This window comes from Xaviernesmea rhizosphaerae (genome assembly GCF_001938945.1).
GTDB classification, from domain to species: Bacteria; Pseudomonadota; Alphaproteobacteria; order Rhizobiales; family Rhizobiaceae; genus Xaviernesmea; species Xaviernesmea rhizosphaerae.
The window spans coordinates 6,046-30,449 of sequence record NZ_MKIO01000036.1 but is presented as its reverse complement, the minus strand read 5'-3'; the positions used below and the strand labels follow the sequence as shown (position 1 = coordinate 30,449).

General features: G+C 64.1%; 24 protein-coding genes. 12 read left to right on the top strand and 12 right to left on the bottom strand.

Going from position 1 to position 24,404, the window contains the following annotated elements:
* Positions 1–228: 228 nt before the first annotated feature.
* Both BJF92_RS16620 and BJF92_RS25265 read right to left on the bottom strand, forming a co-directional pair.
* Entirely contained in the window at positions 229–1,125 is an 897-nt protein-coding gene (locus tag BJF92_RS16620) for a DMT family transporter (RefSeq protein ID WP_075635881.1), read from the bottom strand.
* Between the two features lie 114 nt (positions 1,126–1,239).
* Positions 1,240–1,494, bottom strand: a complete 255-nt coding sequence (locus tag BJF92_RS25265; protein ID WP_143524071.1) for a hypothetical protein — start codon at positions 1,492–1,494, stop codon at positions 1,240–1,242.
* Between the two features lie 182 nt (positions 1,495–1,676).
* Between BJF92_RS25265 and BJF92_RS16615 the strand changes: the two genes are divergently transcribed.
* The 5 genes from BJF92_RS16615 to BJF92_RS16595 all read left to right on the top strand — a co-directional run bounded on the left by BJF92_RS16615 (position 1,677) and on the right by BJF92_RS16595 (position 6,300).
* Entirely contained in the window at positions 1,677–3,071 is a 1,395-nt protein-coding gene (locus tag BJF92_RS16615; protein WP_075635880.1) for a circularly permuted type 2 ATP-grasp protein, read from the top strand.
* A 3-nt stretch (positions 3,072–3,074) separates the two neighbouring features.
* Positions 3,075–4,013: an alpha-E domain-containing protein gene (locus tag BJF92_RS16610; protein WP_075635879.1), complete on the top strand. Its 939-nt coding sequence runs from the start codon at positions 3,075–3,077 to the stop codon at positions 4,011–4,013.
* Between the two features lie 379 nt (positions 4,014–4,392).
* Entirely contained in the window at positions 4,393–5,214 is an 822-nt protein-coding gene (locus tag BJF92_RS16605; protein WP_075635878.1) for a transglutaminase family protein, read from the top strand.
* A gap of 311 nt (positions 5,215–5,525) precedes the next feature.
* Positions 5,526–5,945: a MerR family transcriptional regulator gene (locus BJF92_RS16600; protein ID WP_075635877.1), complete on the top strand. Its 420-nt coding sequence runs from the start codon at positions 5,526–5,528 to the stop codon at positions 5,943–5,945.
* Positions 5,893–6,300, top strand: a complete 408-nt coding sequence (locus BJF92_RS16595) for a carboxymuconolactone decarboxylase family protein (protein WP_425356477.1) — start codon at positions 5,893–5,895, stop codon at positions 6,298–6,300. The genes BJF92_RS16600 and BJF92_RS16595 overlap by 53 nt, the downstream gene beginning before the upstream one ends.
* A 22-nt stretch (positions 6,301–6,322) precedes the next feature.
* Here BJF92_RS16595 and BJF92_RS16590 read toward each other — a convergent pair whose 3' ends face one another.
* The 7 genes from BJF92_RS16590 to chvE form a co-directional block, all read right to left on the bottom strand.
* A complete protein-coding gene (locus BJF92_RS16590; protein ID WP_075635875.1) occupies positions 6,323–6,724 on the bottom strand; it encodes a type II toxin-antitoxin system VapC family toxin in 402 nt (133 codons plus the stop codon).
* Positions 6,721–6,960 carry a type II toxin-antitoxin system Phd/YefM family antitoxin gene (locus BJF92_RS16585; protein WP_075635874.1) on the bottom strand — a complete coding sequence of 80 codons (240 nt, stop codon included), beginning with the start codon at positions 6,958–6,960 and terminating at the stop codon, positions 6,721–6,723. The genes BJF92_RS16590 and BJF92_RS16585 overlap by 4 nt, the downstream gene beginning before the upstream one ends.
* Positions 6,961–7,142: 182 nt before the next feature.
* On the bottom strand, positions 7,143–8,888 hold the full coding sequence (gene araD, locus BJF92_RS16580; RefSeq protein WP_075635873.1) for an L-arabinonate dehydratase: 1,746 nt from the start codon (positions 8,886–8,888) through the stop codon (positions 7,143–7,145).
* A 92-nt stretch (positions 8,889–8,980) separates the two neighbouring features.
* On the bottom strand, positions 8,981–9,973 hold the full coding sequence (gene araD1, locus BJF92_RS16575) for an AraD1 family protein (protein WP_075635872.1): 993 nt from the start codon (positions 9,971–9,973) through the stop codon (positions 8,981–8,983).
* 156 nt (positions 9,974–10,129) lie between these two features.
* Positions 10,130–11,338 carry a multiple monosaccharide ABC transporter permease gene (gene mmsB / locus BJF92_RS16570; protein WP_075635871.1) on the bottom strand — a complete coding sequence of 403 codons (1,209 nt, stop codon included), beginning with the start codon at positions 11,336–11,338 and terminating at the stop codon, positions 10,130–10,132.
* A gap of 1 nt (position 11,339) precedes the next feature.
* On the bottom strand, positions 11,340–12,875 hold the full coding sequence (mmsA, locus tag BJF92_RS16565) for a multiple monosaccharide ABC transporter ATP-binding protein (RefSeq protein ID WP_075635870.1): 1,536 nt from the start codon (positions 12,873–12,875) through the stop codon (positions 11,340–11,342).
* A 216-nt stretch (positions 12,876–13,091) separates the two neighbouring features.
* Positions 13,092–14,162 (bottom strand): multiple monosaccharide ABC transporter substrate-binding protein, encoded by a 1,071-nt coding sequence (gene chvE, locus BJF92_RS16560; protein WP_075635869.1) that lies wholly within the window; start codon positions 14,160–14,162, stop codon positions 13,092–13,094.
* A gap of 334 nt (positions 14,163–14,496) precedes the next feature.
* On the opposite strand from chvE, the gene BJF92_RS16555 reads away from it, so the two are divergent.
* Together BJF92_RS16555 and BJF92_RS16550 are read left to right on the top strand one after the other, a co-directional pair.
* Positions 14,497–15,504, top strand: a complete 1,008-nt coding sequence (locus BJF92_RS16555) for a LysR family transcriptional regulator (protein ID WP_075635868.1) — start codon at positions 14,497–14,499, stop codon at positions 15,502–15,504.
* 58 nt (positions 15,505–15,562) lie between these two features.
* Positions 15,563–16,177 carry a hypothetical protein gene (locus BJF92_RS16550; protein WP_075635867.1) on the top strand — a complete coding sequence of 205 codons (615 nt, stop codon included), beginning with the start codon at positions 15,563–15,565 and terminating at the stop codon, positions 16,175–16,177.
* A 16-nt stretch (positions 16,178–16,193) separates the two neighbouring features.
* Here BJF92_RS16550 and BJF92_RS16545 read toward each other — a convergent pair whose 3' ends face one another.
* Positions 16,194–16,430, bottom strand: coding sequence for a hypothetical protein (locus BJF92_RS16545; protein ID WP_075635866.1), 237 nt, complete (start codon positions 16,428–16,430; stop codon positions 16,194–16,196).
* Between the two features lie 575 nt (positions 16,431–17,005).
* On the opposite strand from BJF92_RS16545, the gene iolG reads away from it, so the two are divergent.
* A complete protein-coding gene (gene iolG / locus BJF92_RS16540; protein ID WP_075635865.1) occupies positions 17,006–18,001 on the top strand; it encodes an inositol 2-dehydrogenase in 996 nt (331 codons plus the stop codon).
* A gap of 77 nt (positions 18,002–18,078) precedes the next feature.
* Here the strand turns inward: iolG and BJF92_RS16535 are convergent, their stop codons facing one another.
* Positions 18,079–19,299 (bottom strand): ROK family transcriptional regulator, encoded by a 1,221-nt coding sequence (locus BJF92_RS16535; RefSeq protein WP_075635864.1) that lies wholly within the window; start codon positions 19,297–19,299, stop codon positions 18,079–18,081.
* A 231-nt stretch (positions 19,300–19,530) separates the two neighbouring features.
* Between BJF92_RS16535 and xylF the strand changes: the two genes are divergently transcribed.
* From xylF to BJF92_RS16520, 3 genes are all read left to right on the top strand, one after another.
* Positions 19,531–20,571 carry a D-xylose ABC transporter substrate-binding protein gene (gene xylF / locus BJF92_RS16530; protein ID WP_075635863.1) on the top strand — a complete coding sequence of 347 codons (1,041 nt, stop codon included), beginning with the start codon at positions 19,531–19,533 and terminating at the stop codon, positions 20,569–20,571.
* Positions 20,572–20,839: 268 nt separating this feature from the next.
* Complete coding sequence (locus BJF92_RS16525) at positions 20,840–22,153, top strand: sugar ABC transporter permease (protein WP_075635862.1); 1,314 nt, start codon at positions 20,840–20,842, stop codon at positions 22,151–22,153.
* A gap of 46 nt (positions 22,154–22,199) precedes the next feature.
* Positions 22,200–22,985: an ATP-binding cassette domain-containing protein gene (locus tag BJF92_RS16520; protein WP_075635861.1), complete on the top strand. Its 786-nt coding sequence runs from the start codon at positions 22,200–22,202 to the stop codon at positions 22,983–22,985.
* A 46-nt stretch (positions 22,986–23,031) separates the two neighbouring features.
* On the opposite strand, the gene BJF92_RS16515 is transcribed toward BJF92_RS16520, so the two are convergent.
* The gene (locus BJF92_RS16515; protein WP_075635860.1) at positions 23,032–23,751 is read right to left on the bottom strand and encodes a helix-turn-helix transcriptional regulator; all 720 of its coding nucleotides are present in this window, start codon (positions 23,749–23,751) and stop codon (positions 23,032–23,034) included.
* Positions 23,752–23,886: 135 nt separating this feature from the next.
* Here BJF92_RS16515 and BJF92_RS16510 point away from each other — a divergent pair, with 135 nt between their 5' ends.
* Positions 23,887–24,321 (top strand): RidA family protein, encoded by a 435-nt coding sequence (locus BJF92_RS16510; RefSeq protein WP_075635859.1) that lies wholly within the window; start codon positions 23,887–23,889, stop codon positions 24,319–24,321.
* The last annotated feature ends 83 nt before the right edge of the window (positions 24,322–24,404 follow it).

Sequence of the window (24,404 nt, the reverse complement as noted above, 5' to 3'; positions counted from 1 at the left end):
GAACCATCAAAGCCTCCTGTCAAACAAGGAGACCCTCGGCAACAAACCTTGCCCCAGCCTGACGTCTGTCAACAGGCCTTAACACTGAGTATGCTTTCCTGAAAAAAATTCACGATGCTTGCATATTAATCAATCACCGAACATCTCTGCGGCTCAAATCCATCAATTCGTTCAGCTCGACATTATGAGCACATAGGAATACCTCCCCCTAATATCAGCACCAACGACTCACACCTCCACCCCCACCCGCCCCTTCCGGTTCGTCAAATACACCCCCGCGACCGCGATCGCCGTCCCGGCGATCATCGGCGCCGTCAGCGGTTCGCCGAACATGAGATAGGCCTCGAAGGCCGCCAGCGGCGGGACGAGGTAGATCAGCGAGGCGGCGCGGGAGACCTGGCCGCGGCGGATGAGGTAGAGCAGCAGGCCGATAGCGCCGACGGAAAGCGCCAGCACCGCCCAGCCGAGGGCTGCGAAGAGTTCAAAACTCCAGATGACGCGCAGATCTTCCAGCATCAGAGCCGCGGGAATGGTGACGATCAGCGCGCCGATATATTGCAGGCAGGCGATGCGCCGGAGATCCCCCTCCTGCAGGAAGCGCTTCTGGTAGAGCGTGCCGAAGCTTACCGAGGCCATGCCCGTGATATTGACGAGGACGGGAAAGAGCGGCACGGCCGCCGCGCCCAGCGCCCCGCCAGCGAGCGCCTTCGGCAGCACGGCAAGCGCGATTCCGCAGAAGCCGAAGACGAGGCCGAGGCGCTGCAGCCCGCTCAGGCGTTCGCCTGTCATGGCGGGGGCGGCGAGCGCCGTCATCAAAGGCTGGAGGCCGGCGATAATGCCGGAAATCGCGGCGGGCACGCCCTGGCCGATCGCCCACCAGACCGCGCCGAGATAGAAGCCATGCAGGAACATGCCGGAAAGCACGGCGTGCAGGCTGGCGCCGGGGCGCGCGAGGCGCGGCACCTTCATGGCCCGGCACAGGCCGGCGAAGATCAGCGCCGCCAGCCCGTAGCGCATGACGAGAAAGGTGAGCGGATCGGCATAGAGATCGGCATATTTGGCCATGACCCAGCCGGTCGACCAGAGAGCCACGAACAGTGCGGGGGAGAGGCGCTCCAGAAGCAAGGCGGTTTCCGATCGGGCAGAGGGACAGGACGGGAGGATGCCGCGCAAGGACGGCGCGGCGCGTCCTGCGGTACAATCCGGCGGCAGCCCACGTCAAAGCAATTTCCTTGAGCCTTATGCGAAGTCGCACTGATAGGAACCGGCAGGCCGGCCTGCGCGCCGGCGCGACCAGCCTGCCCCGGCACGGGCGTCCGACAGGGCGATTGCAGATTTCGCCATTTTAAACGTTTTACGGGTTTTCCACAGCCACCCCTTGATTGTCTTGGCTTTTTTTCTTTCATTTCCGGCAGCGCATGCTTCTTGCAATGCAGCAGATGTTGTACTCAAATGCTTGAACAGTGCCTGTCGAACCAAAGACGCTTCGATCACGGCCGGAGACCCCGCACTGGCGCCAGCGTCAGGGCGGCATGCGCAGGACTGCCCTTCGGCAGGATATGTGTTCCGGTTCGTGGAGGCGTTTCGCCGGACCCAAGCGGGAGCATATCCGCACGCCGGACGAGGTTGACAGGTCGACGGCAAACGAGGGGATGGCGCCATTGGCCTTTGATGAAATGATGACGGCGGACAACGAGCCGCGTCTGCCCTACAAGACGTATAATAGCTGGTTCGAGAGCCAGGACAGAAGCCGCCTGATCGCCAAGTCGAAAGAGGCGGAGAACATCTTTCGCAAGACCGGCATCACCTTCGCCGTCTACGGCCATGCCGATTCCTCCGAAAAGCTCATTCCCTTCGATCTGATCCCCCGGATCATCGCCGCCAGCGAGTGGCGCCGCCTGGCGCAGGGGATCGAGCAGCGGGTGATCGCGCTCAACGCCTTTCTCGATGACATCTATCACAAGCAGGAAATCATCAAGGCCGGCCGCCTGCCGCGCGAGCTGATCGAGCGCAACGACGCCTTTCTGCCGCAGATGGTGGGCATGCGCCCGCCGGGCGGGGTCTATACCCATATTGTCGGCACGGATATCGTGCGCACCGGCGAAGACCAGTTCTACGTTCTGGAAGACAATGCCCGCACGCCCTCCGGCGTCAGCTATATGCTGGAAAACCGCGAAACCATGATGCAGATGTTCCCGGACCTCTTCCATGAGAACCGGGTGCAGCCGGTGGAGAACTACCCCTATCTCCTGCGCCAGAGCCTCGCTTCGCTGGCACCTCCGGGCTGCCAAGGCAAGCCGCGCATCGCCGTCCTCACCCCCGGCATCTTCAATTCCGCCTATTACGAGCACGCCTTCCTCGCCGACCAGATGGGCGTGGAGCTGGTGGAAGGCTCCGACCTGCGCGTCATCGACGGCCGGGTGAAGATGCGCACCACGCGCGGCTGGACCCAGATCGACGTGCTCTACCGCCGCGTAGACGATGATTTCCTTGATCCCCTCACCTTCAAGCCGGAATCGGTTCTGGGCGTGCCGGGCATCATGGATGTCTATCGCGCGGGCAATATCACGATCGCCAATGCGCCGGGCACCGGCATCTGCGACGACAAGGCGATCTATTCCTACATGCCGGAGATCGTCGAATTCTATACCGGCCGCAAGGCGCTGCTCGAAAACGTGCCGACCTGGCGCTGTTCCGAGCCGGACAGCCTGAAATATGTGATGGAGAACCTGGCCGATCTCGTGATCAAGGAAGTGCACGGCTCCGGCGGCTACGGCATGCTGGTCGGGCCGACGGCAACGCGCAAGGAGCGCGCGCTCTTTGCCGAAAAGCTCAAGGCGCGGCCGGGCAATTACATCGCCCAGCCGACACTGTCGCTGTCCACCGTGCCGATCCTGGTCAACAAGGGCATCGCCCCCCGGCATGTGGACCTCAGGCCCTATGTGCTGGTGTCCGACAAGGTGCAGATCATTCCGGGTGGACTGACCCGCGTGGCGCTGAAGGCCGGTTCGCTGGTCGTCAATTCCAGCCAAGGCGGCGGCACCAAGGATACCTGGGTTCTGGAGGACTGATCGATGCTTCTCGGAAGAACCGCCTACGGCCTTTACTGGATGTTCCGCTATATCGAGCGGGCCGAAAACAGCGCGCGTCTGGTCGATGCCGGCCTGCGCATGTCGCTGACCCGTTCCCATCTCAACGGCGACCTGTGGGACGGCGTGCTGCAGACCTCCGGTGTCGGCGACGTCTATGAACAGCATTATGGAAAGAGCTCGGCCGAAGCCATCGACTTCCTGATGCGCGACAAGGCCAACCCGTCCAGCGTGCTGTCCTGCATCGACACGGCACGCCACAATGCGCGCATGGTGCGCACCGCGCTGACGCGGGAGACCTGGGAAGCCGTCAACGAATGCTGGCTGGACCTGAAGACCCTGCTGGCCAAGCGGCTGAAACCAGCCGACCTGCCCGAGGCCATCGATGCGGTGAAGCGCAAGACGGGGTTGATCCGTGGCGCCTTTCACGGCTCGATGCTGCGCAACGACATCTTCAATTTCTCCCGCATCGGCACCTTCATCGAGCGGGCGGACAATACGGCGCGCATCCTCGACGTGAAGTATTACGTCCTCCTGCCGGCCGTTACCCAGGTCGGCACCTCGGTCGACAACGTGCAGTGGGAATCGATCCTGCGCTCGGTCTCGGCCCATCGCGCCTATGGCTGGGTCTATGAGGGTGAGTATAAGGCCGCCAATATTGCCGACTTCCTCATCCTCAACGGCCGCATGCCGCGGTCGCTGGCCTATTGCTACGAGCAGATCGTCAACAATCTCGAGCATCTCCAGCGCGATTATGGCGACCGTCATGCGGCCCATGAAACGGCGGAGCGGACGATGAAGTCGCTGCAGGACCACTCGATCAAGGATGTGATGGACCAGGGCCTGCACGAATATATCGAGGACTTCATCGGCCAGAACAACCAGCTGAGCCAGGAGATCTCGCAGGGTTACCGCTTCGTCTGATCGATGACGCGGCGCGGGTGGCCCGTCCTGCCGGCCGCCCGCACCGGGTCTGCGAGTCAAGACAGCCCCCGAAGGGAGCAACCGCGCAGAACGGCCTGCGTGCGCGCCCCTAAAGCATCGGACCGAAAAATGGGAACCGGTTTTCGGAAAAGTCCGATGCAAAAACAAAATTCTAGAGCGTCAGACTGCGTCTGATTTTCAGGCCGACGCTCTAGGGCAATTCCGCCCCTGCCCTGCGGCAATGGCGGGGATCAGGGGCGCAAGGGAAGGCTCCGCCCGCTGCGGCGGCGCTGTCCTTCCACCGCGCCAGACATGTTTTTCCGGCGCGTTCGCACCGGCCTTTTGCGGCCGGTTTCGTGCCTCGGGATGGAGAGGGTCCATGCGCCTGACAATCAGCCACATCACCGAATATGCCTATGGCACGCCGGTCTCCTACGCCTTGCAGCGCCTGCGGCTGACGCCGGTCACCACCGTGGGCCAGACGGTCCTGTCCTGGAGCACGACCGTGGAGGGCGGCGCGCAGCAGGTCAGCTATGACGATCATTTCGGCAACCGGGTCGAGCTGATGAGCATCGAGGGCGAACGCGATGCCATCCGCATCGTCGCCAGCGGCGAGGTGGAGACAGAGGACCGTGCCGGCGTCTTCGGTCCCCACCAGTCCTTCATGCCACTCTGGCTGTTCCTGCGCGACACGGCGCTGACCAAGCGCACAAAGGCCGTGCGCGATCTTGCCAAATCCGTCGTCCAGGGCGACAGCGACCTGAGCGCCATGCATGCGCTGATGGGAACAGTGCACCAGACCATCGCCTTCGTGCCCGGCGAAACCGGCATCTGCACCTCGGCGGACGAGGCGCTGGAAAAGCGCAGCGGCGTCTGTCAGGACCATGCCCATGTGATGATCGCCGCCGCCCGCGCGCTCGCCATCCCCGCGCGCTACGTCTCCGGCTATCTGCTGACCGAGAGCGGCGCGCAGCAGGCGGCCAGCCATGCCTGGGCGGAAATGTACCTGAAAGGTCTCGGCTGGGTCGGCTTCGACGCGGCCAACAATCTCTGCCCGGATGCGCGCTATGTGCGCGTCGCCACCGGCCTGGACTATATGGATGCCGCACCCATCTCCGGCCTCGTGCAGGGCGCCGGCAGCGAGACGCTGACGGTCTCGCTTACGGTGTCCGACAGCGGCCAGTGGCAGAGCCAGAGCTGATAGGCGGCGAGAGGCAACCATCCTCGAACAAACCGGAAGACCCGCGCCCTCCCCTTGCCCCTGACGGCAGCGGGAGGGCAATTTATTTTCCGAAATGCGCTTGACTGAGAGTGCACTCGAACTCGTAGCTTCCCGTCTGTCACCCCGGACGGACAGGGGACAGGCGCAATTCGACAGGGAGCAGGGACCAAGGCGGCAAGCGTGATTGCTGGAAACAGAATGCACGAAACGGTCCGGCCTTTCGCCTCAACATCTCGAAAGCGTGGCGGCCACAATCCCGGCGCGGCGGCAAAGGCAGGAACAGACAGTCCATGAAGATCGGCGAACTGGCGCGGCGTTCGGGCCTGACGGCCCATACGATCCGCTACTATGAGCGTATCGGGCTCCTGCCCTTTGCCGACAGGGACAACGGCAGACGACGCGATTACGATGCTTCGATCCTGACCTGGATCGCCTTTCTCGGCCGGCTGAAGGAGACCGGCATGCCGATCCGCGACATGCTGCTCTACGCCTCCCTGCGCGAGCAGGGCCCAAAGACCGGCCGGGACCGCCGCCTTCTGCTCGAGGCCCATCGCACGCGGGTGCATGCCCGGCTCGAAGAGCTTTCCGCCTGCCTGACCGTCCTCGACAGCAAGATCGCCGGCTATCGCGCGGCGGAGGAAAGGACAGAGGCCGATGATGAACCAGACAAACGAGACGAGCCGGCGCGCGCGCGGACAAGCGGCGCTTGAGGCCATTGACGGGGAAGCCGGTGAAAAGGTGGTGACCGCGCTCAAGGACATCGCGCCCGACTTCGCCACCTATCTCCTGGAATTTCCCTTTGGCGACATCTACACCCGCCCGGGCCTGTCGCTGCGTGACCGCGAAATCGCCACCATCGCCGCGCTCTGCGCGCTGGGACATGCGACGCCACAGCTGAAAGTCCACATCGCCGCCGGCCTCAATGTCGGCCTCACCCGGGACGAGATCGTCGAGATCCTGATGCAGATGTCCGTCTATGCCGGCTTTCCGGCGGCGCTCAACGGCCTGTTTGCAGCCAAAGAGGTGTTTGGCCTGCACGGCGAGGGGAATGGCGCATCGGACTGAAGACCTCGGGCAGTCCGATCTCCTATTCCGCCGCGATCACATCCACATGCCCCGCATCCGCATAGGCCAGAATTGCGCGATCGGCGGTCATAAGCGGAGCCCGCAGGAAACGCGCGGTGGCGACGATAAGGCGATCGGCGGGATCAGGATGAAACGGCGGCCGCAAGCGGACGCTATCGATAGCGATCGCCGGGTCGATAGGGATGAGAAGCAGCTGCGGAATGGAGAGCACTTTCGCGACCCATGCCTCCAGATCCTGCGTGAGAACGAGCCGCCTGCGCTCGACAAGCATGGCAATTTCCCAAATGGAGATTGCCGATACGGCCAGTTGGGCCGACTGTCGCAGCCGCTCCCGCGCATCGCCCGCCAGACGCCGGTCATCCTCAAGCGCCCAGATCAACACATGGGTGTCGAGCAGGATCAAGAAAGGCTGTCCCAGTCGCCGGGCTCCCCGACAGGGGAAAGCGCATCGGTGTAAGACAGGACGCTGCCTTTAAGAGCACCCAGGATCTCGCCACCTGAGGCGACCTGAGACAGCGGCGAGACGATCGCCACAGGCTGCCCATGACGCGTCATGATGAAGGGCAGCTTCAGTCCCGCCAGTTCATCGAGCACCGTCTGCGCAAATGGCCCAAGTTCTTCAGCTCCGACCGATTTCATGAAAGCCTCCTGATCAAAGGCAATTCTACAGCATGTCGCGCAAAAGTGGGAATGGTCCGCGCGATCCTCAAGCAAACGAAAAAAGCCTGTCCGCGCGAAGCGGACAGGCCTGGTCGTCATTCAGAGCATCGGATTGCGAAGGGCTTCCAGTCCGATGCTGTCGATTGTGCAGCTCGCGCCGTTCAATGGCTGTCGCGGTTCAGCGGGATCTCGCTGCCGCGCTTGCCGACCAGGAAGTTGAGGTCCGCGCCCTCGTCCGCCTGGGTGACGGTGTCGATGTAGAGCTTGCCATAGCCGCCGACGACCGGCATGTCGGGCTTGACCCAGGCCGCACGGCGCTGCGCCAGTTCTTCTTCCGACACGTTGAGGGTGATCGAGCGGGCCGGCACGTCGACCGTGATGGTGTCGCCGTTCTGCACCAGCGCCAGCGGTCCGCCTTCGGCGGCTTCCGGCGCGGTGTGCAGGATGACGGTGCCATAGGCCGTGCCGGACATGCGGGCGTCGGAAATGCGGATCATGTCGGTGATCCCCTTCTTCAACACCTTGGGCGGCAGGCCCATATTGCCGACCTCGGCCATGCCCGGATAGCCCTTGGGGCCGCAATATTTCAGCACCATGATGCAGGTCTCGTCGATGTCGAGATCGTCCCTGCCGATACGGGCATGGTAGTCCTCGATGCTCTCGAACACCACGGCGCGGCCGGTGTGCTGCATCAGATGCGGCGAGGCGGCCGACGGCTTGAGCACGCAGCCCTTGGGCGCCAGATTGCCACGCAGCACGGCGATGCCGCCGGACTGGGTCAGGGCGTTCTCGCGCGGCACGATGACGTCGTCATTGTAATTGACCACATCCTTGACGCCGTTCCAGATCGTGTCGCCCGTCACGGTGATGGCGTCCTTGTGCAGGAGGCCCATCTCGCCAACGGCCTTGATGACGACGGGCAGGCCGCCGGCATAGTAGAACTCTTCCATCAGGTGCTTGCCCGAGGGCTGCAGGTTGACGATCGTCGGCACGTCGCGTCCCAGACGATCCCAGTCATCCAGCGAGAGATCGACGCCGATACGGCCGGCAAGTGCCAGCAGATGCAGCACCGCATTGGTCGAGCCGCCAACCGCACCATTGACGCGGATCGCGTTTTCAAAGGCTTCTTTGGTCAGGATATCGGAAGGCTTCAGGTCTTCCTTGACCATGTCGACGATGCGGCGGCCGGAGAGCTGCGAGATCACCCGGCGGCGGGCATCGACGGCGGGGATGGCGGCATTGCCGGGCAGGGTCATGCCCAGCGCTTCGGCCATGGAGGCCATGGTCGAGGCCGTGCCCATGGTCATGCAGGAGCCGGCGGAGCGCGCCATGCCCTGCTCGGCATCCATGAACTCGTCCAGGCTCATCTCGCCGGACTTCACCATTTCGGAGAACTGCCAGATCGCGGTGCCGGAGCCGACATCCTTGCCGCGCCACTTGCCGTTCAGCATCGGGCCGCCGGAGACGAGGATGACGGGAATGTCGACCGAAGCCGCACCCATCAGCAGGCTCGGCGTGGTCTTGTCGCAGCCGCCGAGCAGCACGACGCCATCGACCGGATTGCCGCGGATCGCCTCTTCCACATCCATGGCCGCCAGGTTGCGGAACATCATGGCGGTGGGACGCAGCGTGCTTTCGCCGACCGAGAAGACCGGGAATTCGACCGGGAAGCCGCCTGCCTCATAGACGCCGCGCTTCACCCGCTCGGCGAGATCGCGCAGATGCGCGTTGCAGGGGGTGAGCTCCGACCAGGTGTTACAGATGCCGATGATCGGCCGGCCGTCGAAGGTGTCGGCCGGCAGGCCCTGATTCTTCATCCAGGAACGGTGCATGATGGCATTCTTGCCGGTGCCGCCGAACCAGTCATAGGAGCGCAGGCGCCGGGGCCATTCCGCTTTCTTTGTCATAGTCCTAATCCTTCACACTGTGCGGCTTGCGGCGACCCGGTGATCGGGCGGCGGCCGCTGCCGCAGGAAAACAGGGCGCCCAAAGCCGCCCGTCAGAGCTGCTCGACGGTGACGTCATCGACCGAAGCGATTGTCAGACGATTGGAAAGCGGCAGGCCGAAGCCTTCCGCCTCGATCTCGAACACATCGCCGGCCACCGTGCGGAAACCATCGCCGAAAGAGAGCGTCGCCGTGCCGAACATGTGGACATGAACGTCGCCCGGCGCGCGGAACAGGCCGTATTTGAAGTGATGGTGCTCCAGATTGGCGAAGCTGTGCGACATGTTGGTCTCGCCCGAAAGGAAGGGCTTCTCCCAGACCACCTGGCCATCGCGCAGGATGCGCGACGTGCCGCGAATATCCTCCGGCGCGGGGCCCAGGCGGATCTCGGGGCCGAAACTGGCCGGGCGCAGCTTGGAATGGGCGAGGTAGAGATAGTTCACCCGTTCCATCACATGGTCGGAAAACTCGTTGGCGACGGCAAAGCCGATGCGGAAGGGCTGGCCCTGGTCGGAGATCACATAGATGCCGGCCATTTCCGGCTCCTCGCCGCCATCATCGGCGAAAGCGGGCGAAACGAGATCGGCGCCGGGGGCAACGGAACAATGGCCATTGCCCTTGTAGAACCATTCGGGCTGCACGCCGACCTGACCGGCTGCCGGCTTGCCGCCTTCCAGGCCCATGCGGAAGATCCGCATCGTATCGGTCGTGCCCTCTTCCACCTTGGAGACGGCGGCGTGCATGGCGTCGCGCGTGGCGGCGGAGCCGAGATGGGTCAGGCCCGTGCCGGTCAGGTGCAGATGCGCCGGATCGGGATGGGTGATCGGCGGCAGGAAGGCCTTGGCGGCAGCGGCAGCCTCAAGATCCACGGTCTCGCCGAGCCCGTGCGCGTCGATCACATCCTTCAGAGCGCGGCCGGAATTGGCCGCTTCCATAGCGAGCGCATAGAGGCTGTCCGCCCCCTTGACCGCGCGCGCCGCGCCTCCGTCTTCGCGGACTGCCACGATGATCGATCCATCCGCCGCCTTCACCTGGGAAATCAGCACTGTCTTCACCTTCTCGCTTGCGCGTGGGCCGCCCTTGCGGCCACGCCCCCTGCCCGCTTCGGCCGTATCAACGGCTTCGGGCGGACCCTCCTTGGCTTTTGTGTTCCGGCGGCACTGCGGGCGCCACCGGGCTTCGCTTTGCGGGTAAACCCGCGATCAGCCCTTGTTCTTGTTGTAGACGTCGAAGAACACGGCCGCGAGCAGCACCAGGCCCTTGACGAGCTGCTGGTAGTCGATGCCCAGGCCCATGATCGACATGCCGTTGTTCATCACGCCCATGATGAAGGCGCCGATCACCGCGCCCATGATGCGCCCGACGCCACCCGAAGCCGATGCGCCGCCGATAAAGCAGGCCGCGATCACGTCAAGCTCGAAGCCGACGCCGGCCTTCGGCGTGGCCGAGTTCAGACGGGCGGCGATGATCATGCCAGCAAGTGCGGCCAGCACGCCCATATTGACGAAGGCGTAGAAGGTCAGCCGCTCGGTGTTGATGCCCGAGAGCTTGGCGGCCTTCTCGTTGCCGCCCATGGCATAGACGCGCCGTCCGACGGTCGAGCGGGTGGTGACGAAGGTGTAGAGCGCGATCAGCACGCCCATGACGACGAGCACGTTCGGCAGGCCGCGATAGGTGGCCAGCTGAAAGCCGAGGAAGATCGCCACCGCGCTGATGATCACCATCTGCAGGATGAAGAAGATGAAAGGCTCGTTCTCGCTGCCGTGGCGCTGGTTGATGGCGCGTTCGCGGAAGCCGGAATAGATCAGATAGGCGACCAGAGCGAGGATGACGATCAGCGCGAAATAGTTCTTGATCAGGCTGGTGGCGGGATCGCCGAGCGGGATCAGATCAGGAACGAAGCCGGTGGACAGAAGCTGGAAATCCGGCGGGAACGGGCCGATCGGACGGTTCTGCAGCACCAGATAGGTCAGGCCTCGGAAGACGAGCATGCCGGCCAGCGTGACGATGAAGGAAGGGATCTTCTGATAGGCCACCCAGTATCCCTGCGCCGCGCCCATCACGCCGCCGAGAATGAGGCAGGCGGGCACGACGATCAGGAAGTGGATCTCCCATTTGACGAGCATGATCGCCGAGATCGCGCCGATGAAGGCGACGATCGAGCCGACCGAGAGATCGATATGCCCGGCGACGATGATCAGCAGCATGCCCAGCGCCATGATGACGATGAAGGAATTCTGCAGGATCAGGTTGGTGATGTTGACGGGGCGGAACAGCACGCCGTCAGTGATGAACTGGAAGAAGATCATGATCACGACGAGGGCGACGAGCAGCCCGTATTCGCGGATATTGGCCTTCAGATAGTCGCCGAGCGATGGCTGGCGCGATGGAGCGCTGGTTTCCAGAGCCATATCAGTGTTTCTCCCCTGAACGCATGATGGCGCGCATGATCGATTCCTGGCTGGCTTCCTGCCTGGAAAGCTCGGCCACGATACGCCCTTCGTTCATGACGTAGATTCGATCGCAGGTGCCGAGGAGCTCGGGCATTTCCGACGAGATCATCAGAATGCCTTTTCCTTCGCCCGCGAGCTGGTTGATGATGCTGTAGATTTCGTATTTCGCGCCGATATCGATGCCGCGCGTCGGCTCATCGAGGATCAGCACTTCGGGATTGGTGAACAGCCACTTGGACAGGACGACCTTCTGCTGGTTGCCGCCCGAGAGGTTGACGGCTTCCTGATAGATCGAATGCGAGCGGATGCGCAGGCGCGAGCGGTAATCGGTCGCCACCTTGGCCTCGCGCCGCTCGTCGATCACGCCGCTGGTCGAAACACCCGGCAGGTTGGCGAGCGTGGTGTTGTGCATGATGTTGTTCATCAGCACGAGGCCCAGATGCTTGCGATCCTCCGTGACATAGGCGAGACCGGCATCGATCGCCTTGCGGATGGTGCTGACATCAACCGGCTGGCCGCGCATCTTCACCTCGCCGGTGATCTTGTGGCCCCAGGAGCGACCGAAGACGCTCATCGCCGTCTCGGTGCGGCCCGCGCCCATCAGGCCGGCAATGCCCACGACTTCGCCGGCGCGCACGTTGAAGCTGATGTCATGCAGGAACTGGCGGTCGCGATGCTGATGGTGGAAGACGTTCCAGTTCTTCACCTCGAGCAGCATCTCGCCGATCTTGGGCTCGCGCTTGGGATAGCGGTCCTCCATCGCGCGGCCGACCATGCCCTTGATGATCCGGTCCTCGCTGATGTCTTCCTTGTGACAGTCGAGCGTCTCCACCGTGCCGCCATCGCGGATCACGGTGATCTTGTCGGCCACCTTTTTGATTTCGTTCAGCTTGTGCGAGATGATGATCGAGGTCATCCCCTGCTTGCGGAACTCCATCAGGAGGGTCAGCAGCGCGTCCGAATCGGTCTCGTTGAGCGAGGCGGTCGGCTCGTCCAGAATCAGCAGGCGCACCTTCTTCGAGAGCGCCTTGGCGATCTCGACGAGCTGCTGCTTGCCGACACCGATATCGGTGATCAGCGTCGAGGGCGGCTCCTTGAGGCCGACCTTTAAGAGCAGCTCCCGGGTGCGGGCAAAGGTCTGGCGCCAGTCGATGACGCCGCCGCTGGCGATCTCGTTGCCGAGGAAGATGTTTTCCGCGATCGAGAGCAGCGGCACCAGGGCCAGTTCCTGATGGATGATGATGATGCCGAGATGTTCGCTGTCGGAAATGGTGGCGAAGCGGCGAACCTCGCCGTCATAGACGATGTCGCCCTCATAGGTGCCGGCGGGATAGACGCCCGAAAGCACCTTCATCAGCGTGGACTTGCCCGCGCCGTTTTCGCCGACGAGCGCGTGGATCTCGCCTTCGCGCACCTGGAGATTGACGTTATCAAGCGCTTTCACGCCGGGGAACGTCTTGGTGATGCCGCGCATCTCGAGAAGAATATTGGTCATGTCCGGGTTTCCTCCGGGTGGTCCTTGCAACGCCGTGGCGGAAGGACCCGTCCTTCGTGATCGGTCTCGCGCTGCCGGGATGGAAGGCGCGCAAGGCAGCAGGCAGGCGTGAAAAAGGGATGCAAGGGAAGAGACGGCGGCCTTCGTGACCGCCGCCGCATCCTTTGTCGTCAAGCGGGACGGAGGAAACCCCCGTCCCGAATGCAGGAGATCGGCTTAGTTGCCGAGCTGGGCGGCGGTGTAGTAGCCCGAGCCGACCAGAACGTCCTTGGCGTTGGACTTGTCCACGGCCACCGGCTTCAGAAGGTAGGACGGAACGACCTTGACGCCGTTGTCATAGGTCTTGGTGTCGTTGACCTGCGGTTCCTTGCCACCCATGATCGCGTCGACCATGCCGACCGTGACCTTGGCCAGTTCGCGCGTGTCCTTGAACACGGTCGAATACTGTTCGTCAGCCAGGATCGACTTGACCGAGGGAAGCTCGGCGTCCTGACCGGTGACAACCGGCATCTTCAGCTCGCCGGAGCCGTAGCCAACGCCCTTGAGCGCGGAGATGATGCCGATCGACAGGCCGTCATAGGGCGAGAGAACGCCGTTGACATGGGCGTCGGTGTAGTTCGAGGACAGCAGGTTTTCCATGCGGGCCTGAGCGACCGCACCGTCCCAACGCAGCGTGCCGACCTTGTCCATGCCCTGCTGGCCGGACTTGACGACGATGTCGCCGCTGTCGATCAGCGGCTTCAGGACGGACATGGCGCCATCATAGAAGAAGAAGGCGTTGTTGTCGTCGGGCGAACCGCCGAACAGCTCGACGTTCCAGGGCTTTACGCCGGCAAACTTGGCCTTGAGGCCGTTGACCAGCGAGGTGGCCTGGAGAACGCCGACCTGGAAGTTGTCGAAGGTGGCGTAATAGTCGACATTGCCCGAGTCGCGGATCAGACGGTCATAGGCGATGACCTTGACGCCGGCTTCGTGCGACTTGGCGAGAATGTCCGACAGGGTGGTGCCGTCGATGGCGCCGATCACGAGCACCTTGGCGCCCTTGGTCACCATGTTCTCGATCTGGGCCAGCTGGTTCGGAATGTCGTCGTCAGCGAACTGCAGATCCGGCGTGTAGCCGGCGTCCTTGAACAGTTTCTGCATGGTTTCGCCGTCGGAAATCCAGCGCGTCGACGTCTTGGTCGGCATGGCAATGCCCACGACGCCCTTGTCCTGCGCCATGGCAGGCGCGACGAAGGAGGCCACGCCGATGGCGGCAGCGGCCAGGAGTGAGGTCAGCAGTTTCATCCAGTCTCTCCCTTGGGTCTCGAACAGACGGCCTTGGGCCGTCTTTGACATGTGCTGCGCTAAGCCGCTCCGAACCTCCCGGCTAACGGAACCTGCCTGAAGCTCTGGGTGAAAGAAGCCCTCCCGGCCCACCTCCCGCGCGGCGCACATGGCGGCAAACTGGTCTGAAACGACATAACTGTCAAATGCATTATAGGTGTATGCACATACCAAAGATGTTATATCATCAGCAAACAGTGTGACTATTTAACGGGTTTTTCGCTTAAATGCCGGGAATCAGGCCGCAATCCGGCCAAATCGTCTTTCGGAATATCGCGAGAACTAGGGGGAAGGCATGGCGGAAAAACTCATCCGGACGGGCCATCAGGACAACCAGCTGGGTCTCGGAATCTTCCGGTCCGGGGTGAAGATGAGCCATTTGCAGCTGGTGCTGGCCATCGAGGAACATGGGCAGATCAGCGCGGCGGCGGAGGTGCTGGGCATCTCGCAGCCGGCTGCCTCGCGCATGCTGACGGAAATCGAAGGCGTTCTCAAAGCGCCGATCTGCGAGCGGGTGGCGCGAGGCGTGGAGCTGACCCGCTACGGCCGTGCGCTAGCGCGCCGGGCCCGCGCGATCCTGCTCGAGCTGCGCGAGACCACGCGCGAAATCGCCGAGCTGAAGGCCGGCAACAGCGGCAAGGTGTCGCTCGGCTCGGTCACCGGGCCGGCGCTCAGCCTGGCCGTTCCGGCCATCCGGCAGGTGACCACGGCCTATCCCGGCATCGAGATCAGCGTGCAGATTGAAAACAGCAATGTGCTGGTGCGCGAGCTGATCGCCGCCCGCCATGACTTCGTCATCGGCCGCATCCCCGACGATGTCGACCCCAAGCAGTTCAACATGGTGGTGATCGGCGAGGAGGATGTGCGCCTCATCGTGCGCGACGGTCATCCGCTCTTGGAGCGCGGCGCGGTGGAGGTGGCGGATCTGCCCGGTTTCGACTGGGTGTTCCAGCCCACCGGCACGCTGCTGCGCCGTGCGGTGGAGGACAGCTTCATGCAGGCCGGCATCGCCTTGCCCGCGACGGTGATCAACACCTCCTCGATCATCCTCACCCTTGCCATGGTGCGCAACAGCAATGTCATCGCGCCGGTCGCCCATGATGTCGCCAACGTCATCGCCGGCAGCGGCGGCCAGCTCGGCGGCATCTGCGTGCTGCCCAACCGCTTTCCCATCAAGATCCGGCCCTTCGGCCTGATCACCGCGCGCGACCGGGCGCTGCCGCCCAGCGCCAAGCTGCTTTACGACCTGATTCTGCAGCAGGGCGCGGCGACGTCAGCCTCGAATCATCAGGACATGGCATGATCCGACCGCGCAATCTTCCGGAGTTCCCGCCATTTTCGCCCGATCCGTCTTCCAATCCGTGCTGGAGCGCCTGCAGGCCGAGGCAGAGGACACGCCGCCGGAGCCTGCTGACGCCCCGGCCTTTGCCCAGGTTTCCGGCCTTTCCGCCAGCTTTGCGCCGGAGCGCGACCGCGCGGCGCTGAACCATGGCGCGGATGCGACCGGCGCCTATCGCGAATTCGCCGGCGAAGCGCCGAATTTCGAATCACCTGATGTCCATACAGCCGGGCCTGCCGCGCCGGACCAGGCCGCCCCCGATCCTGACGTGCCCGCCCCTGAGATGCCCGCCAGTGAGATGGCTGCGCCGGAACCCGCTCCGCCGCCCCCGCCTCCGGCCCATCTCCTGCGCCTGTCGCCCGAGGAGATTGCCGGCGAACTGGCGCTCTCGGCGCAGGATACGCTGGAAAGCCTCGCGGCCAAGCGCCGCCGCTTCGCCCGCGCCAACCATCCGGACGCACATGATGGCGCATGGCGGGAGGCGGCGACCCGCCGCATGACGATTGCCAACATGCTGATCGACGAGGCCGCGCGCCGGCTGCGCCGTCAGGCTGGCCTGATGGCCGCGGACAGGGCGAAGGGCAAAGCGCGCACCGGCCAAGCCCCGCAGGCGTCAGGCAGCCAAGCGCGCCGGTGACGCGCCGCGTCGGCGATCAGGCCGCCGGCGGCGTCCCGTCCGGCGCGGTTGTCTCGGCAGCGGGCGGCTTGGGCTTGAAGAACAGGATGAGCGTGGCAAAGGCATAGCTCGCAACGACGAGGAACATCGTGCCCCAGGCCTGCGAGCCGTTCCAGAATTCGAGGCCCGTCCAGGCGCAGCAGACCGCCACGATCAGCACGCGGCGCCAGAGCGGCCGATAAAATGGATGATCCGGATCGATCAGCTTGATCATGCAGTTCCCCTCCTGCCCGCGACGAAAAGCGCTTCGCGATCTATCGGATTCGCCGGCCGCGCTTTAAGGCTTTGTTTTGTCTCATGTCATTGTCGCGAGACCGGCAAGCGACCCTGCGCGACATGCTCGCTGACCGCTTGTGACGCCCTCTCCCGGCAAATTCAATGGCGGAGGGCTGATCGCCCGTCATTTCCCGGTCACAAGCGCGTGGTGACAGGCTTTCACGCAATGATGCCAGGGCTTTCGCCCGTCACAACCAAGCCTTTCGCCCGTTACGAAAGGAAAGCAGGAAAGCCGCCGCCGCACCGCTTGACGGCACGGGGCCTGACGGAATAAAAATTCCGCCAATGTTATTTTTCAACAATTCGTTCCGAAATGCCGGAGGAGAGAGGGCGGCGGCACGGATTGCCAGGGAGGCGGCAAATGGTGGTCCTGCGCACAGGCGCTGGCCCATTCGCCCGGCAAAAGCCGCTCCTCCCTTTCGTCCACGCAGGTCCCGGCCTGCGGCGCTTTTGCGGAGTGAGCGCCATCACGCCCGCGCCATGCGGCACGAGCCGCGATCGAGAGAAAGAACCATGACTGTCAGATTTGGTCTTCTGGGTGCCGGGCGCATCGGCAAGGTTCACGCCAAGGCCGTCAGCGGCGATGCCAAGGCGAAGCTGGTCGCCGTTGCCGATGCCTTTCCGGCCGCGGCCCAGGCGATTGCCGATGCCTATGGCTGCGACGTGCGCACGATCGAGGCGATCGAGGCGGCCGACGACATCGATGCCGTGGTCATCTGCACCCCGACGGACACGCATGCCGATCTGATCGAGCGCTTCGCCCGGGCCGGCAAGGCCATCTTCTGCGAAAAGCCGGTGGATCTCGATGCGGAACGCGTGCGCGCCTGCCTTCAGGTGGTGGAAGAGACCGGCGCCAAGCTGATGGTCGGCTTCAACCGTCGCTTCGACCCGCATTTCATGGCCGTGCGCCAGACGATCGAGGATGGCCGAATCGGCGCGGTCGAGATGGTGACGATCATCTCGCGCGATCCCGGCGCGCCGCCGGTGGACTATATCAAGCGCTCCGGCGGCATCTTCCGCGACATGACCATCCATGACTTCGACATGGCCCGCTTCCTGCTCGGCGAGGAGCCGGTCACCGTCACCGCCCATGCCGCCGTGCTGGTCGATCCCGAGATCGGCAAGGCCGGCGATTTCGACAGCGTCTCGGTGATTCTCGAGACCGCCTCCGGCCGGCAGGCCATCATCTCCAATTCGCGCCGCGCCACCTATGGCTATGACCAGCGCATCGAGGTGCATGGCTCGAAGGGCGTGGTTTCGGCGGAAAACCAGCGCGCCGTGTCGATCGAAATCGCAAATGGGGATGGTTATACCCGCCCGCCGCTGCATGATTTCTTCATGACCCGCTATACGGAAGCCTATGCCAACGAGATCGCCCGCTTCATCGCCGCGATCGAGGAGGGCGCGACCATTTCGCCATCCGGCAAGGACGGTCTGGCCGCCCTGCTTCTGGCCGATGCCGCCCTGCAGTCGGTCAAGGAAAAGCGCCGCATCGACGTGTCGCTCTGAGTAGTTGTCGATTTCGCTGATATTCCCTCGCCCGGCAGGCATCTGCCGGGCCTTCGCATTTCAGGCAGCGGCTCGTTTCAAGGCGCGCCGCCGCCCTGCCCCGTCGCCAGCATCACGTCCATTTCGGCCAGCGCCCGGGTGACATGGCCCTCGAACACCAGCTCGTCCTCCCCCGTCATCGGCAGGATGAGCGGCACGCCATTCAGCCGGCCCTCATGCGTCTCGGCGAAGGCCTCCAGCAGCCCTTCCTGCATCAGGCCGAAAAAGCGCAGGCCCGGTCCCGTGACGGCAACCGGCATGGACCCGAACAGGCTCATCATCCGCGCCAGCCCCGCGCCCAGCGACTGGCCGGCCTGGCGGAAGGCATAGATCGCCATGCGGTGCCCGGCACGCGCCTGCGCGGCGATCTTGTCGATCTCCGCGATCGGTACGAATTTGGCGGGAATCGTTTGCGGGGGCACCTGAAAGGCGGTGCGCAGCACCGCATAGAAGCCGGCATAGGCCTCCACACAGCCTTGGCTGCCGCAGCGGCAGAGCGAGCCGCCCGCTACATGCTGCATATGCCCGAAATTCGGCGCTGAGACCTCCCATTCGCCATGCCGGTCGCGCCGCGCAAGACCGAGCCCTATGCTGTGGCCGAGCGACAGGGCGGCAATGGCCGGTATGTGCCCCTGACCTTCCCGCTGCGCGGCAATCGCCTGGGCGACCAGCAGCGATTCGTTGGCCAGGAGCACTCGCGCCGGCCAGACGCCACCAAGCAGCGCGCTGAAATCCAGCGCCGCGCCGCCGAAGACCGGCGACCAGACCAGCCGCGCCGCACCGGGATCGACGATGCCCTTGGAGCTGATCGAGATCGCCAGCACTTGGTCGCGCGCCAGTCGCGAGCGCTCCGCCAGCCGGGCAAGGGCGGCGAGAAAGCTCTGGCCAAAGGCTTCGGTGGCGCCATCGCCACCAAGCCGCGGCTCCTCGAACCGGTCGATCAGCCGGCCTGCATAGTCCACCAGCGAATATTGCACCTGATCGGAGGAAATCCTGACGGCGGCAAGATAGCCGCAATCGCGCTTTGGCTGGAACAGGACGCGCGGACGCCCGCGCCCGCCGGCCGGCTTCTGCTCCAGCCGCTCGATCACCCCGTCGCGCTCGAGAATCGCGGTGATCGCCGAGACCGTGGCGGAGGCAAGCCCGGTCTGCGCACAGAGATCGGTATGGGCGAGCGCGCCCTGCCGGCGCAGGGCCGAGAGCACGGACAGGCTGTTGTTCTGGCGCAGGGCTTCGGGGGTCGAGGACCGGATCAGCATCCGCCGTCTCCCGACCCGCTCCGCCCGCGGCCTCTGCCCTGCCTGTGCCAATGCTGCATATTTCGATCAAAACCCCGTTTAACCCCGTGTTGACAGGGCCATCTTTGTCTGCCAAATATTTTCTCGACTGTCGAGAAAAACCGGATTGCCGGCGTTTCCAGTCATCTGCCGGCTGTGGGAGCCGTCCGGGAGGTTCGGGCGGAAGAGAGCCGGCTCTTTTGGGAGGACTTCATGACATCAGTGTTCAAGCTGATGACGGGCCTTGCCGTCATCATGTCGCTCAACTCGGTCGCCCAGGCGAAGGATCTCGTCGTCGGCGTGTCCTGGTCGAACTTCCAGGAAGAGCGCTGGAAGACCGACGAGGCCGCCATCAAGGCCGCGCTCGCCAAATCCGGCGACAAGTACATTTCCGCAGACGCCCAGTCCTCGCCGGCCAAGCAGCTGACGGATGTGGAATCGCTGATCTCTCAGGGCGCCAATGCCCTGATCGTGCTGGCCCAGGATTCCAGCGCCATCGGCCCGGCCATCGAAAAGGCGGCCGCCGAGGGCATTCCGGTGGTCGGCTATGACCGGCTGATCGAGAACCCGGCCGCCTTCTACATCACCTTCGACAATAAGGAAGTCGGCCGCCTGCAGGCGCAGGAAGTGTTCAAGGTCAAGCCGGAAGGCAATTACGTCTTCATCAAGGGCTCCTCCTCCGACCCGAATGCTGACTTCCTCTTCTCCGGTCAGATGGAAGTGGTCAAGGCCGCCATCGACGCGGGCAAGATCAAGAATGTCGGCGAAGCCTATACCGATGGCTGGAAGCCGGAAATCGCCCAGAAGAACATGGAGCAGTTCCTCACCGCCAACGACAACAAGATCGACGCGGTGGTCGCCTCCAATGACGGCACGGCCGGCGGCGCCATCGCCGCCCTCGACGCCCAGGGCCTGGCCGGCTCGGTTCCGGTCTCCGGCCAGGATGCCGACAAGGCCGCGCTGAACCGCGTCGCCCTCGGCACCCAGACCGTGTCCGTCTGGAAGGACAGCCGCGAACTCGGCAAGCGCGCCGCCGAAATCGCCGTGGAGCTTGCCGGCGGCAAGACCATGGACCAGATCGCCGGCGTGCAGACCTTCAATGGCGGCCCGAAGAAGGTCGAGATGAAGTCGGTGTTCCTGAAGCCTCTGCCGATCACCCAGGCCAATCTCGGCACCGTGATCGATGCCGGATGGATCACCAAGGCGGAAGCCTGCCAGGGCGTGAAGGGCGGCAAGGTTCCGGCCTGCAAGTAAGCCCTGCCTGAGCCAGGCTCGCTCGCCCGCGCGCCACCCGTCGCGCGGGCCGAACGGCAAGGCGCCACGGCGCAGACCGCCTCTGTGCCGTGGCACGGTTTCGACAGGCATCGGGCCGCGGAAAGTCCGCGGCCCGATGGCGACATCCGCACGCTTTGCCCTGCGTTCCGCCCGGCGGGACGCGCTGCGGCATCGGCGCGGCCGGCGGCCCTTTTGGGTGGGCAGCCGATAAAACGATCTTCATGGGGTTGAGGAGAGCGCCAGCATCATGGCCGACACTGTTAACAGCGTCCATCTGAACGTGGCGCGCGGCGCCAACGAACATCCGGTGCGCCGCTTCTTCCGGGCGACCGAAATCGACACGCGGCTTCTCGGCATGGTCGGGGCGCTGATGATCATCTGGATCAGCTTCCAGATTTCCACCGGCGGCCTGTTTCTGACGCCGCGCAACCTGTGGAACCTGACGGTGCAGACCTCCTCCGTCGCCGTGATGGCGACAGGCATGGTGCTCGTCATCGTCACGCGCAACATCGACCTGTCGGTCGGCTCCGTGCTCGGCTTCTGCGGCATGGTGATGGGGGTCGCCCAGGCGCAGATCCTGCCGCAATATCTCGGCCTCGGTCATCCGGCCATCTGGGCCATCACGCTGCTGATCGGCCTCGTCACGGGCGCGGCGATCGGCGCGCTGCACGGGGTGATCATCGCCTTCCTCGGCGTGCCCTCCTTCATCGTCACGCTCGGCGGGTTGCTCGTCTGGCGCGGCGCCACCTGGTTCGTCACGTCTGGGCAGACGGTCGCGCCGATGGACACGACCTTCCGCCTGATGGGCGGCGGCACGGAAGGCTCGATCGGCGCCACGGCCAGCTGGCTGGTCGCGCTCATCGCCTGCCTCGCCATCGTCTGGGCGCTCCTGCATGCCCGGCGCCAGCGCAAGCGCTTCGGCTTTCCGCGCCGGCCAATCTGGGCGGAATATGTGCTGGGCGGCGTCGGCTGCGCCCTGGTCCTCGGCTTCGTCGCCGTCGCCAATGCCTATTACTGGCCGGCCAACATCGCCCGCAAATATGCCGACGCCAATGGCATTGCCTGGCCGGACGGCGGCCTCTTGATCTCGCATGGCATCGCCGTGCCCGTTCTGGTGGCCATCGCGGTCGGCATCGTCATGACCTTCATCTCCACCCGCCTGCGCTTCGGCCGCTATGTCTTCGCCATCGGCGGCAATCCGGAAGCAGCCGAACTCGCCGGCATCAAGACGCGCTGGGTCACGGTGCGGATCTTCACGCTGATGGGCGCGCTCTGCGCCATCGCCGCGGCGATCTCCACCGCCCGCCTCAACGCCGCCACCAATGCGCAAGGCGAGCTGGACGAACTCTACACCATCGCAGCCGCCGTCATCGGCGGCACCTCGCTCGCCGGCGGCACCGGCACCATCGCCGGCGCCATGCTCGGGGCCTTCGTCATGCAGTCGCTCCAGTCCGGCATGGTGCTGCTCGGCATCGACAGCCCGCTGCAGCGCATTGTCGTCGGCATGGTGCTCGTCATCGCCGTCTGGCTCGACACCGTCTATCGCGCGCGTGCCAAGTGAGCCGATCTTTCGCGCTCCTTCGGTCCCAGTCTCAAGGAACAGCATCATGTTGGACAATCAGACGCCGCTCGTGGAAATGCGGAACATCTCCATCTCCTTCGGCGGCATCCATGCGGTGGACAATGCCTCGGTGGAACTCTACCCCGGCGAGGTCGTGGCGCTGCTCGGCCATAACGGGGCCGGCAAATCGACGCTCATCAAGATCCTCTCGGGCGCCTACAAGCGCGACGGCGGCGACATCCTGATCAATGGGGAGCCAGCCGAGATCGGCAATCCGCGCGACGCCAAGAAATACGGCATCGAGACGATCTACCAGACGCTGGCGGTCGCCGACAATGTCGATGCCGCTGCCAATCTCTATCTCGGCCGCGAGCTGCGCACGCCCTGGGGCACGCTGGACGACGTGGCGATGGAGGCCAAGGCGCGCGAAGTCATGGGCCGGCTCAACCCGAACTTCCGCCGCTTCAAGGAACCTGTAAAGGCGCTTTCGGGCGGCCAGCGCCAGTCGGTGGCGATCGCCCGCGCCATCCTGTTCAACGCCCGCATCCTGATCATGGACGAGCCGACCGCAGCCCTCGGACCCCAAGAAACCGCGCAGGTGGGTGAACTCATCAAACAGCTGAAGCGCGAGGGCATCGGCATCTTCCTGATCAGCCACGACATCCACGACGTCTTCGACCTCGCCGACCGCGTCTCGGTGATGAAGAACGGCCAGGTCGTCGGCCACGCCCGCACCGAGGACGTGACCAAGGACGAGGTGCTGGGCATGATCATCCTCGGCAAGGTCCCACCCAAAGCCATCCCCGGGCCGGGCGCGATGCAGATGGCGTGAGGAGCTAAGGATGCGCAGGGGCCGGAAACGGCCCCTCCGCGTTCGCTCATTGCGGTAGCGCGCTGAACGGGCAGACATCACTCTCGAAAGGCACATGCCGCCGACGAAACGGCCGGCCCTCCATGATCCCCGGGCATGTGATCCTGTCCATGCGAAAATGACGAAAATCGCCGCGCGCCGGGTCCCATCCGACAAGATACCAGAGCGGCGGGAGAATGAGCATGGCTTGCGGCTCGACCTCTCTGAAGGTTTGGATGCCCCTGGCATCCCGATACTGAAACCTCAGATGCAGTCGCTCAAGAAATGCCGTCTCGAATGCGGGCAGCAGATCGGCGCCCACCCGCCCGACATCCGTCACGTCCTGCAATGGAGAAAGCTGCCCGACATAGAGGCAATCGAGCAAGCGGCGCAGGTCCCGCACCTTCTCCGACGGCAGTCCCTTCTCGATCTTGGCGAGCCCTGAATCCGCAAGGTCGGCGAAGGGCAGCGAGCGCGTCGCGCGCATGGCGGCAACACTGATCAGCAGCGCGAAAACTTCCGTCACACTGAGACGCGATGATGTCTGCATCGATTGCGGGTCGAGTTGCAGACCACCGCCGCGCCCGGCCTCCGAATGGATGACAAACCCCTGTTCGCGCAGTGCCGCGATATCGCGCAGCACCGTCCGGCGCGAAGCGCCAACAGTCTCAGCGAGGGCCGCGATGGTAACGGTCGCATTGCGGCGCAGGATGCGAATGATGGCGTCGTGGCGCAAGCGGGTGTTCATGGCAGGACCCTATAGCATCGGCGTCTTCAGAAAACCGGCTCCCACTTTTCGACAGGCTGCTCTACCATATTCGGTGCCAGAATTTGGCACCGATGAACTCTAGGTCGATTGGCGCAACCCAGCCAGGAGTTCAAAATGACAGTCCCCGAACAGATTGCCGGCACAGCGGCGATGCCCGTCATCATCAATCCCGCGCATCTGCATGATCCCACACCCAACGGCTACAGCACGGCCGTGATCACACCGCCCGCCGGCCGGCTCGCCTTCATCTCCGGCCAGGGCGGGCAAGATCGAACGGGCGCGCTTCCGCCCGATTTCGCACGTCAGGTCAAACAGGCCTATGACAACCTCGCAGCCGTGATCGAAGCGATCGGAGCCACTCCGGCACATGTCGTCAAACTGACGGTCTTCGTGGTGGATCACGACATGTCGAAGCTCGGCATCCTCACCGAAGCAGTCACGCACCTGTTCGGTACCAACCTTCCCGCACAGACACTGGTACCCGTCCCGAAACTGGCGATCGACACGATGCTCTTCGAGGTCGAGGCGACGGTTCTTCTCGTAGCCTGACCAAAACGGCAAAGCATCCCGTGGCTCGATGGTTCGGGATACGGGATGCCCAGCGCACTAACTAGAGCATCGGACTGAAAACA

Coding starts and splice junctions, on each gene's coding strand:
- BJF92_RS16615 (WP_075635880.1), top strand. CDS start 1,677: ATGATGACGGCGGACAACGAGCCGCGTCTGCCCTACAAGACGTATAAT.
- BJF92_RS16610 (WP_075635879.1), top strand. CDS start 3,075: ATGCTTCTCGGAAGAACCGCCTACGGCCTTTACTGGATGTTCCGCTAT.
- BJF92_RS16605 (WP_075635878.1), top strand. CDS start 4,393: ATGCGCCTGACAATCAGCCACATCACCGAATATGCCTATGGCACGCCG.
- BJF92_RS16600 (WP_075635877.1), top strand. CDS start 5,526: ATGAAGATCGGCGAACTGGCGCGGCGTTCGGGCCTGACGGCCCATACG.
- BJF92_RS16595 (WP_425356477.1), top strand. CDS start 5,893: ATGAACCAGACAAACGAGACGAGCCGGCGCGCGCGCGGACAAGCGGCG.
- BJF92_RS16585 (WP_075635874.1), bottom strand. CDS start 6,960: ATGAAATCGGTCGGAGCTGAAGAACTTGGGCCATTTGCGCAGACGGTG.
- araD (WP_075635873.1), bottom strand. CDS start 8,888: ATGACAAAGAAAGCGGAATGGCCCCGGCGCCTGCGCTCCTATGACTGG.
- mmsB (WP_075635871.1), bottom strand. CDS start 11,338: ATGGCTCTGGAAACCAGCGCTCCATCGCGCCAGCCATCGCTCGGCGAC.
- mmsA (WP_075635870.1), bottom strand. CDS start 12,875: ATGACCAATATTCTTCTCGAGATGCGCGGCATCACCAAGACGTTCCCC.
- chvE (WP_075635869.1), bottom strand. CDS start 14,162: ATGAAACTGCTGACCTCACTCCTGGCCGCTGCCGCCATCGGCGTGGCC.
- BJF92_RS16555 (WP_075635868.1), top strand. CDS start 14,497: ATGGCGGAAAAACTCATCCGGACGGGCCATCAGGACAACCAGCTGGGT.
- BJF92_RS16545 (WP_075635866.1), bottom strand. CDS start 16,430: ATGATCAAGCTGATCGATCCGGATCATCCATTTTATCGGCCGCTCTGG.
- iolG (WP_075635865.1), top strand. CDS start 17,006: ATGACTGTCAGATTTGGTCTTCTGGGTGCCGGGCGCATCGGCAAGGTT.
- BJF92_RS16535 (WP_075635864.1), bottom strand. CDS start 19,299: ATGCTGATCCGGTCCTCGACCCCCGAAGCCCTGCGCCAGAACAACAGC.
- xylF (WP_075635863.1), top strand. CDS start 19,531: ATGACATCAGTGTTCAAGCTGATGACGGGCCTTGCCGTCATCATGTCG.
- BJF92_RS16525 (WP_075635862.1), top strand. CDS start 20,840: ATGGCCGACACTGTTAACAGCGTCCATCTGAACGTGGCGCGCGGCGCC.
- BJF92_RS16520 (WP_075635861.1), top strand. CDS start 22,200: ATGTTGGACAATCAGACGCCGCTCGTGGAAATGCGGAACATCTCCATC.
- BJF92_RS16515 (WP_075635860.1), bottom strand. CDS start 23,751: ATGAACACCCGCTTGCGCCACGACGCCATCATTCGCATCCTGCGCCGC.
- BJF92_RS16510 (WP_075635859.1), top strand. CDS start 23,887: ATGACAGTCCCCGAACAGATTGCCGGCACAGCGGCGATGCCCGTCATC.